This window comes from Pseudomonas sp. LBUM1652, from assembly GCF_059716105.1.
Window position 1 is genome coordinate 3,452,452 of record NZ_CP166804.1, and the last position, 13,391, is coordinate 3,465,842.

The window sequence follows — 13,391 nt, forward strand, 5'->3', positions numbered from 1 at the left end:
GATGCTGCTGATTTGTTTTCGCTATTAGCAGACTGTATTAATAGAAGAAAACGATATCTACGACGAAGCCGGTTTATCCGTAATCCGAGCCATCTCTTGAAAGGGGCTGGCTTCAACATAGCGCATGGCTGACTGCATATCCTTCCAGCCTACGTAACTCATCAGTGATTTGAGATCCCAGCCGCTTTGATGCGCCCACGTTGCGAAGCCGCGGCGCAACGAGTGGCTGGTGTAACGTTCGGCGGCAATCCCGGCACGCTCCAGAGCCTGGCGCAATAACGGGATGATGCTGTTGGCATGCAAGCCCTCCTCGCTCAAATTGCCCCAGCGATCGATACCGCGGAACACCGGACCGCGCACGAGCGCCACTTCGGTGATCCAGTCGATGTAAGCCTGCACCGGGCACAGCTTCAACAGTGCCGGGGTCTGGTAGGTCTGGCCAAGGTTTTCCCGGTCGCCTTTGCTGCGCGGCAGATACAACGAAATGCCACGCCCTGCGTGCGCTTGCACATGCTCAATCTGCAAGCGGCACAACTCATCACTGCGGAAGCCGCGCCAGAAGCCCAGAAGAATCAGCGCCCGGTCGCGATAAGCCTTGAGCAATAACGGACGATCCTGTTGTTCTCTGGCGGTTTGAATCTCTTGTTCCAGCCTATCGACAACCCGCTCCAGATCCTGCAATTGCAAAGGCTCGGCCTGTTTTTCCTGCGCCGGATGCAGCGCCCGAATGCCTTTGAACACCTTGCGCACCATCGGCGCCTTTGTCGGATCGGCAAACCCCTGACTGTTGTGCCATTGCGCCAGCGCAGATAAACGCAACTTCAACGTGTTGATCGACAGCACGCCCGCATGCGCCACCAGATAACGCGCAACACTTTCTGCTGTGGCCGGCAAGAAACCACCCCAGGTGATTTCGAAATGCTCGATGGCCGCGCGATAACTGCGGCGGGTGTTGTCACGGGTAGCGGCTTGCAGATAGCGATCAAGATCGCTCATGGGCTGTTTTCTCTCTAGCGTACTGATTCAAGGATGCAGAAACGCATTTTGCCGTCTGACACTGGGTAATACCAGTATATCCCGCCTCTTTAATTTCAAAGATTTACCTTTATTCCTCAGATGGTACACTGCGTACTTTAGTGGCATGTACCACAGTACGTAACCGTAGGAGTTCACATGGCCCGTGGCGGCATTACCAAAGCGCTGGTTCAGATCGCGCGCACAGCGATCCTGGCCCGCGGCGAACACCCGAGCATCGATGCAGTACGCATTGAAATGGGCAATACCGGCTCGAAAACCACGATCCATCGTTATTTGAAAGAGCTGGATGACGGCGCCCCGCTCGTCGAAGCGTCGGCCGAGCCGATCGATGATGAGCTGACCGCACTGGTTTCACGCCTTGCACAGAGACTGAAAGAACAGGCACAAGAGCCTATCGAGCAGGCTCGCGAGCAGTTTGAAGAACAGCGAGAGACACTCGAATCCGAACTGAAACAGCTGCGCCAGACACTGGAACAACTGGAGCAACAGCACGAGATCCAAGGCGCCGCACTGGAACGTGAATCCGAAGCGCTGAGCAACACCCGCTCAATGCTGCAGACCGAACAAACCCGCAACGCCGGCCTGAATCAGGCATTGGCCGATTTTGAGTTGCGCTTGCAGGACAAGGACGAGCAGATTCGCTCACTGGAAGAAAAGCATCTGCATGCACGCGACGCGCTGGAGCATTACCGCAACGCCACCAAAGAACAGCGCGAACAGGAACAGAGTCGCCACGAAGGGCAAGTGCAGCAGTTGCAGGCAGAACTGCGCCAGGCGCAACAGAGTGCGCTGGTACGTCAGGACGAGATCACTCAACTGCACCGTGACAACGAACGCCTGCTTACCGAAAACCGCGGCACCCAGCGCGAACTTAGTCTGATGCAGGATCAGCTCAAGCACAGCAATCAGCGCCAGGATCAACTGCTGGAGCAAGCGACCCGCGTCGACAGCGAGCGCACCCTCCTCCAGGAACGCTTGCGCGTGGCATCACTGGAAACCCAGACGCTCAAGCAGAACGCCGAAGAGCAAACGCAGCTTAATCAGTCACTCGAGAAGGCATTGAGCAAAGCTCGGGCGAGCCTGGAAGAGAGCCAGCGTCTGGCGGCTACCGTTGCGGCAGCGCCAGACTCGGCCAAACCGAAGGACGCTTAAGCGCCAACCGGCGTACGCATGGTGACAAACTCTTCGGCGGCGGTCGGGTGCACCCCGATCGTGTCGTCGAAGTCGCGCTTGGTCGCGCCAGCTTTCAACGCGATCGCCAGGCCTTGGACGATTTCGCCCGCGTCCGGGCCGACCATGTGGCAACCGAGCACTTTGTCGGTGTTGCCGTCGACCACCAGCTTCATCAGCGTTTTCTCCTGACATTCGGTCAGGGTCAGCTTCATCGGCCGGAAGCGGCTCTCGAAGATCACCACATCGTGACCTGCATCGCGCGCCTCTTCCTCGGTCAAGCCGACAGTGCCAATGTTCGGCAGACTGAACACCGCCGTCGGGATCATCTTGTAATCAACCGGACGGTATTGCTCCGGCTTGAACAGACGCCGCGCTACCGCCATACCTTCAGCCAACGCCACCGGCGTCAACTGCACACGACCGATCACATCGCCCAACGCCAGAATCGATGGCTCGCTGGTCTGATACTGCTCGTCGACCTTGATGAAGCCTTTGTCATCGAGCTGCACGTCAGTGTTTTCCAGCCCCAGATTGTCCAGCATCGGACGGCGACCGGTCGCGTAGAACACGCAATCCGCTTCCAGCACGCGACCATCCTTGAGGGTGGCTTTCAGACTGCCGTCGGCTTGCTTGTCGATGCGTGCAATGTCGGCGTTGAATTGCAGATCCATGCCACGCTTGGTCAACTCTTCCTGCAAATGCTTGCGTACCGAACCGTCGAAACCGCGCAGGAACAGATCGCCGCGGTACAGCAATGTGGTGTTCGCGCCGAGACCATGGAAAATCCCCGCGAATTCGACCGCGATGTAACCACCGCCCACAACCAATACACGCTTGGGCAACTCTTTAAGGAAGAACGCCTGATTGGAGCTGATCGCGTGCTCATGCCCCGGAATCTCCGGAATCTGCGGCCAGCCACCGGTAGCAATCAGAATATTTTTGGCGGTGAAGCGGTCGCCATTCACCTCAACCTCATGCGAGCCGACGATTTTGGCGTGCGCCTCGTGCAGGGTCACGCCACTGTTAACCAGCAGATTGCGATAGATGCCGTTAAGGCGATTGATCTCGCGATCCTTGTTGGCGATCAACGTCGACCAATCAAAATCCGCCTCACCCAGGCTCCAGCCGAAGCCTGCGGACTGCTCAAAGTCTTCGGCAAAATGCGCGCCGTACACCAACAGTTTTTTCGGCACGCAGCCAACGTTGACACAAGTACCGCCCAGATAACGGCTCTCGGCAACCGCCACTTTCGCACCGAACCCGGCAGCAAAACGCGCAGCCCGCACACCGCCGGAACCGGCACCAATCACATAAAGGTCAAAATCGTAGGCCATTTCTATCTCCTCGGCAGGGGATCAGCATACCTGTAGACATCCATTGGGCAAGCACTGCTATCCATATAAGGACGGAAAATGAAAAAGCCACCCGAAGGTGGCTTTTTCGTACAGACGGATCAAGCGCTATCAGTAAGCCTTGCCAGTCTTGTAGAAGTTTTCGAAGCAGAAGTTGGTCGCGTCGATGTAGCCTTCAGCGCCACCGCAGTCGAAACGTTTGCCTTTGAACTTGTAGGCCATTACGCAGCCGTTCTGGGCTTGTTTCATCAGAGCGTCGGTGATCTGGATTTCGCCGCCCTTGCCTGGCTCGGTCTGTTCGATCAGGTCGAAGATGTCCGGGGTCAGGATGTAACGACCGATGATTGCCAGGTTCGACGGAGCATCTTCCGGCTTTGGCTTCTCGACCATGCTGTGAACGCGGTAGATGTCGTCGCGGATCATCTCGCCGGAGATAACGCCGTACTTGTTGGTTTCCTGCGGATCGACTTCCTGGATGGCCACAATCGAGCAGCGGAACTGCTTGTACAGCTTGACCATCTGGGTCAGTACGCCGTCGCCTTCGAGGTTGACGCACAGGTCGTCCGCCAGCACCACGGCGAACGGTTCGTCACCGATCAGCGGGCGACCGGTCAGGATCGCGTGGCCCAGACCTTTCATTTCGGTCTGACGGGTGTAGGAGAACGAGCACTCGTCCAGCAGTTTGCGGATGCCAACCAGGTATTTCTCCTTGTCGGTGCCCTTGATCTGGTTTTCCAGCTCGTAGCTGATGTCGAAGTGGTCTTCCAGAGCGCGCTTGCCACGACCGGTAACGATCGAGATTTCAGTCAGGCCAGCGTCCAGAGCTTCTTCAACGCCGTACTGGATCAGTGGCTTGTTTACCACCGGCAGCATTTCTTTGGGCATGGCTTTAGTCGCTGGCAGGAAGCGAGTACCGTAACCGGCTGCTGGGAACAAGCATTTCTTGATCATATAAGTCCTTGAAAGGGCTGTGTGTACGAGTTTCGGCGCAGTCTAATCAGGCGGCGTGCACCTTACAATGCCCCGCACTGGCTAACCGATGCCAACATAGAGAAATATTCTCGCTGATAGTTCCATCGGCATATTTGCGCAACCAGATCAGCGTAGCTCAAAGATGCCGGCAAGCAGAACCACCATACGCTCATCGCCCCCCAATGCGAGCATTTGCCGGTATCATGGCGACTTTGAACCAGCGAACGAGACAGATAGATGGCCGCGGTAAAAATCATCAACGGGTATGTGATCGACAAGAAAGACGGCAAGTGGACTCTGACTACTACCAATGGCGAACATGTCGCCGGGCCTTTCGACAGCGAACAGCTGGCGACTGATGTAGCGTCGGTATTCACCGATACCCCAGCGTCGGCGAAGCGTCGCGGCAAAGATAAAGATCAGGATTGATCTCCAGCGGCGCAAGCAGAGCCCTGCCATCGTGCAGGGCTTTTTTGTGTCTGGCCAAACAACAGTCGCAAACAAGTGGCCAATCGCTATAACCTTTTCACACCGGCGCTGTCAGAGCGTCTAGTCCCCCCCTCGCTGAAGACGACAACTATGAACATGAAAGTATTTTTGCCACTGATTGCGGTACTGGTACTGAGCGGCTGTGCCACTTCCGAACCTACCACCCTGAACAACGGCGAACAGGGCCTCACCATCGACTGCTCCGGCGAAGCCAACTCCTGGGCCACCTGCTATGAGAAGGCAGACGCATCCTGTGCCGGTACCGGCTATCGCATCATCGGCACCGACGGTACGCCAGCGCCTAAGGAAAGCGACAAGACACTGGGCGTCGATGTCGGCAACTACAAGAACCGCAGCGTGGTGGTGGTCTGCAAATAGACGCTACATGTGAATTTCAGCGAATTTGATTCCGAGCCCGCGCACGACTTCGATCAGATCGTCGAGTCGATTGAATGACTCGACTTCGTCGTTCTCGTCCACCAGAAAGTAGCTGCGGCCGGCGCTTTTCTTGAAAAATACGATCCACTCGCCCGAGTTCGCCGGGTTCTGGATTACATGGGTGGCAGAGATAAGGCCCTCTACATGGCGCTCCCGCACTTGCTCTCGCTTCATCGCGACTCCATAAATGAAAATGCCGTCACAGCATGACTGTGACGGCATCGATGCTGATGACCCACAGTCTATCAGCCGGAAATACACGCATTGGCAGCGTTACGCACATCGTGCGGGCGAACAGGCACATTGGACATGCGCTCATGCAGCTTGATGCTGCTGCCGCCGGAGCGATCTTCGATATCGAATACGGCGGCCGGGCCTGAGGACAGTTTGCCCGGAACAATAACGCGAACCCCATCCTTGTGCGGTTGCACCTGCAGCGCGCCGCGGCTGTCAGCCAGTTTTTCGGTCAGGCACTGCGCGTACTCCTGGGGTTTCTTTCCGGAGATCACGCTCACAGTCGGCAGCGTTTCATTGATTTCGGAAACGCTCGCACAACCACCCACAGCCAAAACCAACGGCAGACACACCACACCCCACTTCATACAAAACCTCCGTTAAAGACCGTCCGACAGCAAAAATGCCGTTTTTCTCCGGGGCCTTCTGTATTTAACCCGCATCCAATCGCGAATATCTGTTCAAAATTGTCAAAGCAACGCCCGACGGCCCGATAATAACCCGTGCGGGCTGATAAACTGCGCGCAATTACAAGCTATCGTTTTGATTTAGTAGAAAAAGCCCTTCTGGAGGCGCCCATGAAATTCATTCACCAGCGCGAGCACCTCAACGAAGACGACATCGTCGTCATCCAGTGCTCGCAAACCTGCAACATCCGTTTGATGAGCGACGCCAACTTCCGCAGCTTCAAAAATGGCGGTCGTCACTCTTACCACGGCGGCGCTTTCGACACGTTCCCGGCGCGTATCACCGCGCCGAGCACCGGTTTCTGGAACATCACCATCGACACCGTCACCACCCGGGCAATCAGCGTTACACGCAAACCGACGCTGACGCATTCGATCAAGATCATCCGCCGCTCCAGCTCCAAACTCAGCTGAGCCGCCCCGCCCACACAGACAGGTATTCATGACCGTGGCCCAAACGACCAAATACGTCATCAAGTACAAACTCAACGGTGAACGCCGCTTCGAGTTCGCGCAGCTGGAAAACGGCACCGCCGAAGAAGCCAAAGCTGCGCTGGACGCGATCCACGGCCAGAGCGAAGACGTGATCAGCGAGATCGCCGTCAGCAAAGCGCTGTAAGACTGCGGCAGGAATTCAACCGCAAGCGGCGGAGTGATCTGCCGCTGGGGCCTGCCTAGACTGACCGCCTCGACCTTGAGTCAAGGAGTCAGCATGTCGATGTCACCCTCCCGGCTGGATGCGCTCGACTGGGTCAGCCTGGAACAGCAACTGGATCAGGACGGCTGCGCGATCATCCGTTCGCTGCTGCATGCCGAGAGCTGTGATCGCTTGAGCGGCCTGTATCCGCAGACCGAACCCTTTCGTTCGCAGGTCATCATGGCCCGCCACGGTTTCGGTCGCGGCGAATACAAGTACTTCCGCTATCCACTTCCTACGACCGTAGAACGTCTGCGCACTGCGCTCTATCCGCGCCTGGTGCCAATCGCCAACCGCTGGCACGAACGGATGGGCCTGCCCACTCGCTTCCCGCCGACCCACGCAGCATTTCTGCAGAGCTGTCATAGCGCCGGGCAGTTACGCCCTACTCCTCTGTTATTGCAGTACGGCCCACAGGACTACAACTGCCTGCATCAAGACCTGTATGGCGAACGGGTTTATCCGCTGCAAGTGGCAATTCTTCTGTCAGAGCCCGGGCACGACTTTACCGGCGGCGAGTTTGTGCTCACCGAACAACGCCCGCGCATGCAGTCCCGGCCGCAAGTGCTGGACTTGAAGAAAGGCGACGCGGTGATTTTTGCTGTCAACCAACGTCCGGTCAAAGGCGTGCGCGGTGACTATCGGGTGACCATGCGTCATGGTGTCAGTCGCCTGCACAGTGGAAAAAGGCATACCCTAGGCATCATCTTTCACGACGCCACATAACCGCCATGCAGCCTCACACGTTCGATTTGTTCGCTGACAACGAACCCGCACAACAATCACGCGCCGAACAGATCGGCGAACAATCGTGGGTGCTTCGCGGGTTTGCCCTGCCGCTTATCGAGCAATTGCTGCCGGCGCTGGATGCCATTCTTGTCGCCGCCCCGCTTCGCCACATGGTCACACCGGGCGGTTTCAGCATGTCGGTGGGCACCAGCAGTTGTGGGGAGCTGGGCTGGATCACCGATCGCAGCGGCTATCGTTACTCGCGTGTCGATCCGCTTAGCGGATTGCCTTGGCCGCAGATGCCAGCAGTGTTTGCTGAGCTGGCGCATGCGGCGGCGCTGGAATCGGGGTTTTCCGACTTCAAGGCAGACTCCTGTCTCATCAACCAATATGTCCCCGGCGCGAAGATGTCACTGCATCAGGACAAAGACGAAAACGCCTACGCGGCGCCGATCGTTTCGCTGTCGCTAGGGTTGCCGGCGATGTTTCTGTTCGGCGGATTCGCTCGAAGCGACAAGAGCCAGCGAATTCCTTTGCTGCATGGCGATATGGTGATCTGGGGCGGCGTCGATCGCTTGCGCTTTCATGGGGTTTTACCGATCAAGCAGGGTCGGCATCCACGACTGGGTGAACAACGGATCAATCTGACTTTTCGCGTTGCTGGATAAGCTGCAAAAGTTTGACCGCAAGGCCCGGAGTGTTGCGTCCGCCCACGCTGGTTAACCTGAATCAAACAGGTCAACGGATTACCCACCATGAAAACGCTTTCAACCCGCGTCAACGCTGAAGACGATCCACGTTGGGCCGCCGTGGTAGCGCGGGATCCAAGGGCAGACGGGCAATTTGTCTATGCCGTGAAAACCACTGGCATTTACTGCCGCCCGAGCAGTCTTGCGCGGTTGCCGAAACCACAGAATGTCGAGTTCTTCGACACCGCCCAACAGGCTGAAGCCGCCGGTTATCGCCCCAGCAAACGAGCCAGCAAGGATCAGAGTGACGTGAGCGCTCAGCATGCCGCCACGGTGGCGACAGCCTGCCGCCAGATCGAGTCCGCCGAAACCTTGCCGGCACTCAACGAACTCGCTGAGAAAGCCGGGTTAAGCCCCTTTCATTTCCACCGTGTATTCAAAGCCGCGACAGGACTGACGCCCAAGGGTTACGCCAGTGCGCACCGCTCGCGCAAAGTCCGTGAACGTCTGGCGGACGGAGGTTCTGTGACCGATGCGCTGTATGACGCGGGTTTCAATTCCAACAGCCGTTTTTATGAAGCCGCCGATCAGTTGTTGGGAATGAAGCCCGGCGACTACCGCGCCGCCGGGCGGAACAACGACATACGTTTCGCCGTTGGGCAATGTTCACTCGGGGCGATTCTGGTGGCACAGAGCGAACGCGGCGTTTGCGCGATCCTGCTAGGCGACGATCCTCACCAACTGGTGTGTGACCTCCAGGACCAGTTCCGCAAGGCGAACCTGATTGGCGCCGACTCTGGATTTGAACAGTTGATCGCCAAAGTGGTGGGTTTTATCGAGACACCGGCCATTGGCCTGGATTTGCCGCTGGATGTGCGCGGCACGGCTTTTCAGGAACGCGTCTGGCAGGCGCTTCGGGAAATTCCGCTCGGCAGCACCGCCAGTTACACCGAGATTGCCCAGCGCATCGGCGCGCCGACCTCCATGCGCGCCGTGGCTCAAGCGTGCGGGGCCAACCGCCTGGCAGTGGCGATCCCTTGCCACCGCGTGGTGCGCAGCGATGGCAATCTCTCGGGCTACCGCTGGGGGGTGGAGCGCAAACGGCAATTGCTTGAGCGCGAGACGCAGCCTTAGCGACTTAATCAGCGATTGACGTCAACCACAACCCGTCCGCGAAGTTGCCCCGCCAGTAGTTTTGGCGCGGCTTCAATGACTTCGCTCAAGGCAATTTCATGACTGATCAATGGCAGCAAAGTGAAGTCCAGATCCCGGGCCAGACGATCCCACGCCTCAAGGCGACGCGCCTTGGGTTGGGTCACGCTGTTGATACCCGCCAAGGTGACACCACGCAAAATGAACGGCGCTACCGACGCTGGAAAATCCATGCCCTGCGCCAGACCGCACGCGGCGACGGTACCTTCTGCACGCGTACTGGCGCAGGCATTGGCCAACGTATGGCTGCCGACCGAGTCGATTACCGCTGCCCAGCGTTCCTTGGCCAGCGGCTTGCCCGGTTCGGAGAGGGTCGCGCGGTCGATGATTTCGCTGGCGCCCAACTGCTTCAGGTATTCATGCTCGGCTACCCGGCCGGTGGACGCCACTACTCGATAGCCTAGCTTGCTCAGTAGCGCGATAGCGAAACTGCCGACGCCGCCGTTAGCGCCAGTGACGAGTACCTCGCCCTGCTCCGGGGTCACACCATTACGTTCGAGCGCCAGAATGCACAGCATTGCAGTGTACCCGGCGGTACCGACGGCCATCGCCTGTGCTGCCGTAAAAGCCTTGGGCAACGGAATCAGCCAGTCGCCATTGAGCCGGGCCTTTTGCGCCAGGCCACCCCAGTGGCTTTCGCCGACGCCCCAGCCATTGAGCAGCACCTGGTCGCCCACTTTATAGTCAGGATGGGAACTGACTTCGACCGTGCCCGCCAGATCAATCCCCGGCACCAGCGGAAATTTGCGCACCACCGGGCTGCTGCCGGTAATCGCCAGACCGTCCTTGAAATTCAACGTGCTGTAGGCGACGTTGACCGTGACATCGCCTTCGGGCAACTGCTCTTCGTTGATCTGTTGCAGGTTGGCGCGGTAACCGTTGTCGTCTTTATTGATCAAAATACCGTTGAACATGATGGCCTCTCATGGAAGGGTTTGCGGTAGTCATGCCATTCAAATAGCACATCGCAACAGGTTGCCACACTCGACTTTCCGCCAATCGGCGAATCCCCGCCAACAACTTTTGCAATCAGCGTACCCGAGGTTTTCACAGCTGCTCGCAATTCCTGAACCATTCATTTGGCGGAGGCAGATTCCGTCAACGCTGAAAATCTGAATGTGACGTTCTGTATTTCAGAGTGGCCCTTTATCCGGTTTTACTGTTAAAAAACCGGCTCTACCGTCCCTGCCCCGTTTTATCGTTCGGAGAACCGCTCCCATGAGCCCATGGCCAGATACCCGCATCGTCGACTTGCTCGGCATTGAACTGCCAGTCATCCAGGGCCCAATGGCCGGTGCCACGAACTCATCCATGGTGATTGCCGTGTGCAACGCCGGCGGCCTCGGGTCGATGCCGGCGGCGTTGCTGAGCATCGAGCAGTTGCGCGAAGAACTGAAGACGATTCGTCAGCACACCGACAAGCCTTTCAACGTGAATTTTTTCTGTCACCAGCCGCCCGCAGCCGATGAGCAGCGGGCGCGCGACTGGAAGAATCTGCTGGAGCCGTACTACCGCGAGTTAGGCGTCGACTTCGATGCGCCAACACCCGTGTCCAACCGGGCGCCGTTCGATGCGGCGGCGTGCGAAGTGCTGGAGGAATTCCGGCCTGAGGTGGTGAGTTTTCACTTCGGCCTGCCGGAAAAATCCTTGCTTGATCGAGTGAAGGCCACCGGCGCAAAAATCCTCTCTTCTGCAACCACCGTCGATGAAGCGGTCTGGCTGGAGCAGAACGGTTGCGACGCGATCATCGCCATGGGCTATGAGGCCGGAGGCCATCGCGGGATGTTTCTCAGTGATGACTTGAGCAGCCAGGTCGGCACGTTTGCCCTGGTGCCGCAGGTAGTCGATGCAGTGAAAGTGCCGGTGATTGCCGCCGGGGCGATTGCCGATGCCCGCGGTGTTGCGGCGGCGTTCATGCTGGGCGCTTCGGCGGTACAGGTCGGCACCGCGTATCTGTTCACCCCCGAAGCGAAAGTCAGCGCCTCGCATCACAAGGCCCTGCGCACGGCCAAAGAAAGCGAAACAGCGATCACCAACCTTTTCACCGGACGTCCCGCTCGCGGCATTCTCAACCGCGTCATGCGTGAACTGGGGCCGATGTCGCCGAAAGCACCGGCATTTCCATTGGCCGGTGGAGCATTGATGCCATTGCGTGCGGAAGATGACGCGCAGTTCGCCAACCTGTGGGCCGGTCAGGCCTTCACGCTGGGCAAGGACATCAGTAGCGCCGAGCTGACGCGGCAATTGGCCGAAGGTGCGTTGGCTAAGCTGACTCGTCGTTGAAGGGTGAACAGGGTGAGGGAGCAAAGGTCTTTACCCTGATTCCCAGCAGAGCTTCCCGTTTGGCGGCATTTCGCTATATATTTCGCTATATAGCGATTTCACCTCTGCATCGGCGCAGTCCATTCCAATAAGAACTGCCCTCTGCACCGCCAATAACGGAGCTGTTACATGACCATTCTTGCCTCACGTTTTGCCCCTGCCTGCCTTGCATCCTTGCTGGCGGTCTTCGCCATTGGCGCAGTTCAGGCTGACGAAGTACAGGTAGCGGTTGCAGCCAACTTCACCGCTCCGATCCAAGCCATCGCAGCCGACTTCGAAAAAGACACCGGGCACAAACTGATCGCAGCCTATGGCGCCACCGGCCAGTTCTACACTCAGATCAAGAACGGCGCGCCGTTTGAAGTGTTCCTCTCGGCCGACGACACCACCCCGGAAAAACTCGAAAAAGAAGGCGACACGGTTAAAGGCTCGCGCTTCACCTACGCCATCGGCACTCTGGCGCTGTGGTCGGCGAAGGACGGTTACGTCGATGCCCAGGGTGAAGTGCTGAAGAAGAACGCATACCAGCACCTGTCCATCGCCAACCCTAAAGCCGCGCCATACGGCTTGGCCGCCACACAGGTATTGGAAAAGCTCAAGCTGACCGAAGCCACCAAAGCCAAAATCGTTGAAGGCCAGAACATCACTCAGGCCTATCAGTTTGTCTCCACCGGCAACGCCGAACTGGGCTTTGTGGCGCTGTCGCAGATCTACAAGAACGGCAAAGTCAGCAGCGGTTCGGCGTGGATCGTCCCGGCCAGCATGCACGACCCGATCAAACAGGACGCGGTGATCCTCAACAAAGGCAAGGACAACGCCGCTGCCAAAGCGCTGGTTGAATACCTCAAAGGCCCGAAAGCCGCTGCGGTGATCAAGTCTTACGGTTATCAGCTCTAAATGTCGCTGACGAGTGCTGATTTCGCGGCGATCTGGCTGACCCTGAAACTGGCGTCCCTGACCACCGTGATCCTGTTGATTGTCGGCACTCCGATCGCCCTGTGGCTGTCGCGCACCCGCTCGTGGCTGCGCGGCCCGATCGGGGCGATCGTCGCCCTGCCCCTTGTGCTGCCGCCGACCGTCATCGGCTTCTATCTGTTGCTGATGATGGGGCCACACGGCTTTCTCGGCCAGTTCACCCAATGGCTGGGGCTCGGCACCCTGACGTTCAGTTTCACCGGACTGGTGATTGGTTCGGTGATCTATTCCATGCCTTTCGTGGTGCAACCGTTGCAAAACGCGTTCTCGGCGATCGGCACCCGCCCGTTGGAAGTGGCCGCGACGTTGCGCGCCAACCCGTGGGACACGTTTTTCAGCGTGATCCTGCCGCTGGCCCGTCCCGGTTTTGTCACTGCGGCGATCCTGGGCTTCGCGCATACCGTCGGTGAGTTCGGCGTCGTGCTGATGATCGGCGGCAATATTCCCGACAAGACCCGCGTGGTCTCCGTGCAAATCTACGACCACGTCGAAGCGATGGAATACGCCCAGGCTCACTGGCTGGCGGGCGCGATGCTGGTGTTTTCGTTTCTGGTGTTGCTGGTGCTGTACTCCAGCCGTAAAACCCGCGCGGGCTGGAGCTGAT

General features: G+C 58.1%; 17 protein-coding genes. 11 read left to right on the forward strand and 6 right to left on the reverse strand.

The annotated features are described in order from the left end of the window. Window positions 1-57: 57 nt before the first annotated feature. On the reverse strand, window positions 58-996 hold the full coding sequence (locus ACA069_RS15515; RefSeq protein WP_497614151.1) for a site-specific integrase: 939 nt from the start codon (window positions 994-996) through the stop codon (window positions 58-60). Between the two features lie 177 nt (window positions 997-1,173). On the opposite strand from ACA069_RS15515, the gene ACA069_RS15520 reads away from it, so the two are divergent. Continuing rightward, window positions 1,174-2,190, forward strand: a complete 1,017-nt coding sequence (locus tag ACA069_RS15520) for a DNA-binding protein (protein ID WP_497614153.1) — start codon at window positions 1,174-1,176, stop codon at window positions 2,188-2,190. On the opposite strand, the gene gorA is transcribed toward ACA069_RS15520, so the two are convergent. Further along, a complete protein-coding gene (gorA, locus tag ACA069_RS15525; protein ID WP_497614155.1) occupies window positions 2,187-3,545 on the reverse strand; it encodes a glutathione-disulfide reductase in 1,359 nt (452 codons plus the stop codon). The two genes, ACA069_RS15520 and gorA, sit on opposite strands and share 4 nt — an antisense overlap. 129 nt (window positions 3,546-3,674) lie before the next feature. Then, on the reverse strand, window positions 3,675-4,514 hold the full coding sequence (gene galU / locus ACA069_RS15530) for a UTP--glucose-1-phosphate uridylyltransferase GalU (protein WP_105345983.1): 840 nt from the start codon (window positions 4,512-4,514) through the stop codon (window positions 3,675-3,677). A 258-nt stretch (window positions 4,515-4,772) separates the two neighbouring features. On the opposite strand from galU, the gene ACA069_RS15535 reads away from it, so the two are divergent. Continuing rightward, on the forward strand, window positions 4,773-4,964 hold the full coding sequence (locus tag ACA069_RS15535; RefSeq protein ID WP_401263892.1) for a hypothetical protein: 192 nt from the start codon (window positions 4,773-4,775) through the stop codon (window positions 4,962-4,964). Between the two features lie 156 nt (window positions 4,965-5,120). Continuing rightward, on the forward strand, window positions 5,121-5,402 hold the full coding sequence (locus ACA069_RS15540; RefSeq protein ID WP_497618255.1) for a hypothetical protein: 282 nt from the start codon (window positions 5,121-5,123) through the stop codon (window positions 5,400-5,402). 3 nt (window positions 5,403-5,405) lie between these two features. On the opposite strand, the gene ACA069_RS15545 is transcribed toward ACA069_RS15540, so the two are convergent. Together ACA069_RS15545 and ACA069_RS15550 are read right to left on the reverse strand one after the other, a co-directional pair. Next, complete coding sequence (locus tag ACA069_RS15545; protein ID WP_187679913.1) at window positions 5,406-5,636, reverse strand: hypothetical protein; 231 nt, start codon at window positions 5,634-5,636, stop codon at window positions 5,406-5,408. 71 nt (window positions 5,637-5,707) lie between these two features. Beyond that, window positions 5,708-6,064 carry a hypothetical protein gene (locus ACA069_RS15550; RefSeq protein ID WP_187679914.1) on the reverse strand — a complete coding sequence of 119 codons (357 nt, stop codon included), beginning with the start codon at window positions 6,062-6,064 and terminating at the stop codon, window positions 5,708-5,710. 210 nt (window positions 6,065-6,274) lie between these two features. Between ACA069_RS15550 and ACA069_RS15555 the strand changes: the two genes are divergently transcribed. The 5 genes from ACA069_RS15555 (at window position 6,275) to ada (ending at window position 9,412) form a co-directional block, all read left to right on the forward strand. After that, complete coding sequence (locus ACA069_RS15555; protein WP_042559354.1) at window positions 6,275-6,577, forward strand: DUF1883 domain-containing protein; 303 nt, start codon at window positions 6,275-6,277, stop codon at window positions 6,575-6,577. Between the two features lie 28 nt (window positions 6,578-6,605). Further along, window positions 6,606-6,782, forward strand: a complete 177-nt coding sequence (locus ACA069_RS15560) for a hypothetical protein (protein WP_187679915.1) — start codon at window positions 6,606-6,608, stop codon at window positions 6,780-6,782. Window positions 6,783-6,875: 93 nt separating this feature from the next. After that, a complete protein-coding gene (locus ACA069_RS15565; protein WP_497614159.1) occupies window positions 6,876-7,586 on the forward strand; it encodes a 2OG-Fe(II) oxygenase in 711 nt (236 codons plus the stop codon). Window positions 7,587-7,591: 5 nt separating this feature from the next. Then, window positions 7,592-8,257 carry a DNA oxidative demethylase AlkB gene (gene alkB, locus ACA069_RS15570; protein ID WP_497614161.1) on the forward strand — a complete coding sequence of 222 codons (666 nt, stop codon included), beginning with the start codon at window positions 7,592-7,594 and terminating at the stop codon, window positions 8,255-8,257. An 87-nt stretch (window positions 8,258-8,344) separates the two neighbouring features. After that, window positions 8,345-9,412, forward strand: coding sequence for a bifunctional DNA-binding transcriptional regulator/O6-methylguanine-DNA methyltransferase Ada (gene ada / locus ACA069_RS15575; RefSeq protein ID WP_187679918.1), 1,068 nt, complete (start codon window positions 8,345-8,347; stop codon window positions 9,410-9,412). 8 nt (window positions 9,413-9,420) lie between these two features. Here ada and acuI read toward each other — a convergent pair whose 3' ends face one another. Further along, window positions 9,421-10,404 carry an acrylyl-CoA reductase (NADPH) gene (gene acuI, locus ACA069_RS15580; protein WP_497614163.1) on the reverse strand — a complete coding sequence of 328 codons (984 nt, stop codon included), beginning with the start codon at window positions 10,402-10,404 and terminating at the stop codon, window positions 9,421-9,423. 304 nt (window positions 10,405-10,708) lie between these two features. Here acuI and ACA069_RS15585 point away from each other — a divergent pair, with 304 nt between their 5' ends. The 3 genes from ACA069_RS15585 to modB all read left to right on the forward strand — a co-directional run bounded on the left by ACA069_RS15585 (window position 10,709) and on the right by modB (window position 13,390). Continuing rightward, window positions 10,709-11,773 carry an NAD(P)H-dependent flavin oxidoreductase gene (locus ACA069_RS15585; protein ID WP_497614165.1) on the forward strand — a complete coding sequence of 355 codons (1,065 nt, stop codon included), beginning with the start codon at window positions 10,709-10,711 and terminating at the stop codon, window positions 11,771-11,773. 168 nt (window positions 11,774-11,941) lie between these two features. Beyond that, a complete protein-coding gene (modA, locus tag ACA069_RS15590) occupies window positions 11,942-12,709 on the forward strand; it encodes a molybdate ABC transporter substrate-binding protein (RefSeq protein ID WP_497614167.1) in 768 nt (255 codons plus the stop codon). Further along, window positions 12,710-13,390, forward strand: a complete 681-nt coding sequence (gene modB / locus ACA069_RS15595) for a molybdate ABC transporter permease subunit (protein WP_187679922.1) — start codon at window positions 12,710-12,712, stop codon at window positions 13,388-13,390. Window position 13,391 lies beyond the last annotated feature (1 nt).

Coding starts and splice junctions, on each gene's coding strand:
- ACA069_RS15515 (WP_497614151.1), bottom strand. CDS start 996: ATGAGCGATCTTGATCGCTATCTGCAAGCCGCTACCCGTGACAACACC.
- ACA069_RS15520 (WP_497614153.1), top strand. CDS start 1,174: ATGGCCCGTGGCGGCATTACCAAAGCGCTGGTTCAGATCGCGCGCACA.
- gorA (WP_497614155.1), bottom strand. CDS start 3,545: ATGGCCTACGATTTTGACCTTTATGTGATTGGTGCCGGTTCCGGCGGT.
- ACA069_RS15540 (WP_497618255.1), top strand. CDS start 5,121: ATGAAAGTATTTTTGCCACTGATTGCGGTACTGGTACTGAGCGGCTGT.
- ACA069_RS15555 (WP_042559354.1), top strand. CDS start 6,275: ATGAAATTCATTCACCAGCGCGAGCACCTCAACGAAGACGACATCGTC.
- ACA069_RS15545 (WP_187679913.1), bottom strand. CDS start 5,636: ATGAAGCGAGAGCAAGTGCGGGAGCGCCATGTAGAGGGCCTTATCTCT.
- ada (WP_187679918.1), top strand. CDS start 8,345: ATGAAAACGCTTTCAACCCGCGTCAACGCTGAAGACGATCCACGTTGG.
- ACA069_RS15550 (WP_187679914.1), bottom strand. CDS start 6,064: ATGAAGTGGGGTGTGGTGTGTCTGCCGTTGGTTTTGGCTGTGGGTGGT.
- ACA069_RS15565 (WP_497614159.1), top strand. CDS start 6,876: ATGTCGATGTCACCCTCCCGGCTGGATGCGCTCGACTGGGTCAGCCTG.
- acuI (WP_497614163.1), bottom strand. CDS start 10,404: ATGTTCAACGGTATTTTGATCAATAAAGACGACAACGGTTACCGCGCC.
- ACA069_RS15535 (WP_401263892.1), top strand. CDS start 4,773: ATGGCCGCGGTAAAAATCATCAACGGGTATGTGATCGACAAGAAAGAC.
- galU (WP_105345983.1), bottom strand. CDS start 4,514: ATGATCAAGAAATGCTTGTTCCCAGCAGCCGGTTACGGTACTCGCTTC.
- modB (WP_187679922.1), top strand. CDS start 12,710: ATGTCGCTGACGAGTGCTGATTTCGCGGCGATCTGGCTGACCCTGAAA.
- ACA069_RS15560 (WP_187679915.1), top strand. CDS start 6,606: ATGACCGTGGCCCAAACGACCAAATACGTCATCAAGTACAAACTCAAC.
- alkB (WP_497614161.1), top strand. CDS start 7,592: ATGCAGCCTCACACGTTCGATTTGTTCGCTGACAACGAACCCGCACAA.
- ACA069_RS15585 (WP_497614165.1), top strand. CDS start 10,709: ATGAGCCCATGGCCAGATACCCGCATCGTCGACTTGCTCGGCATTGAA.
- modA (WP_497614167.1), top strand. CDS start 11,942: ATGACCATTCTTGCCTCACGTTTTGCCCCTGCCTGCCTTGCATCCTTG.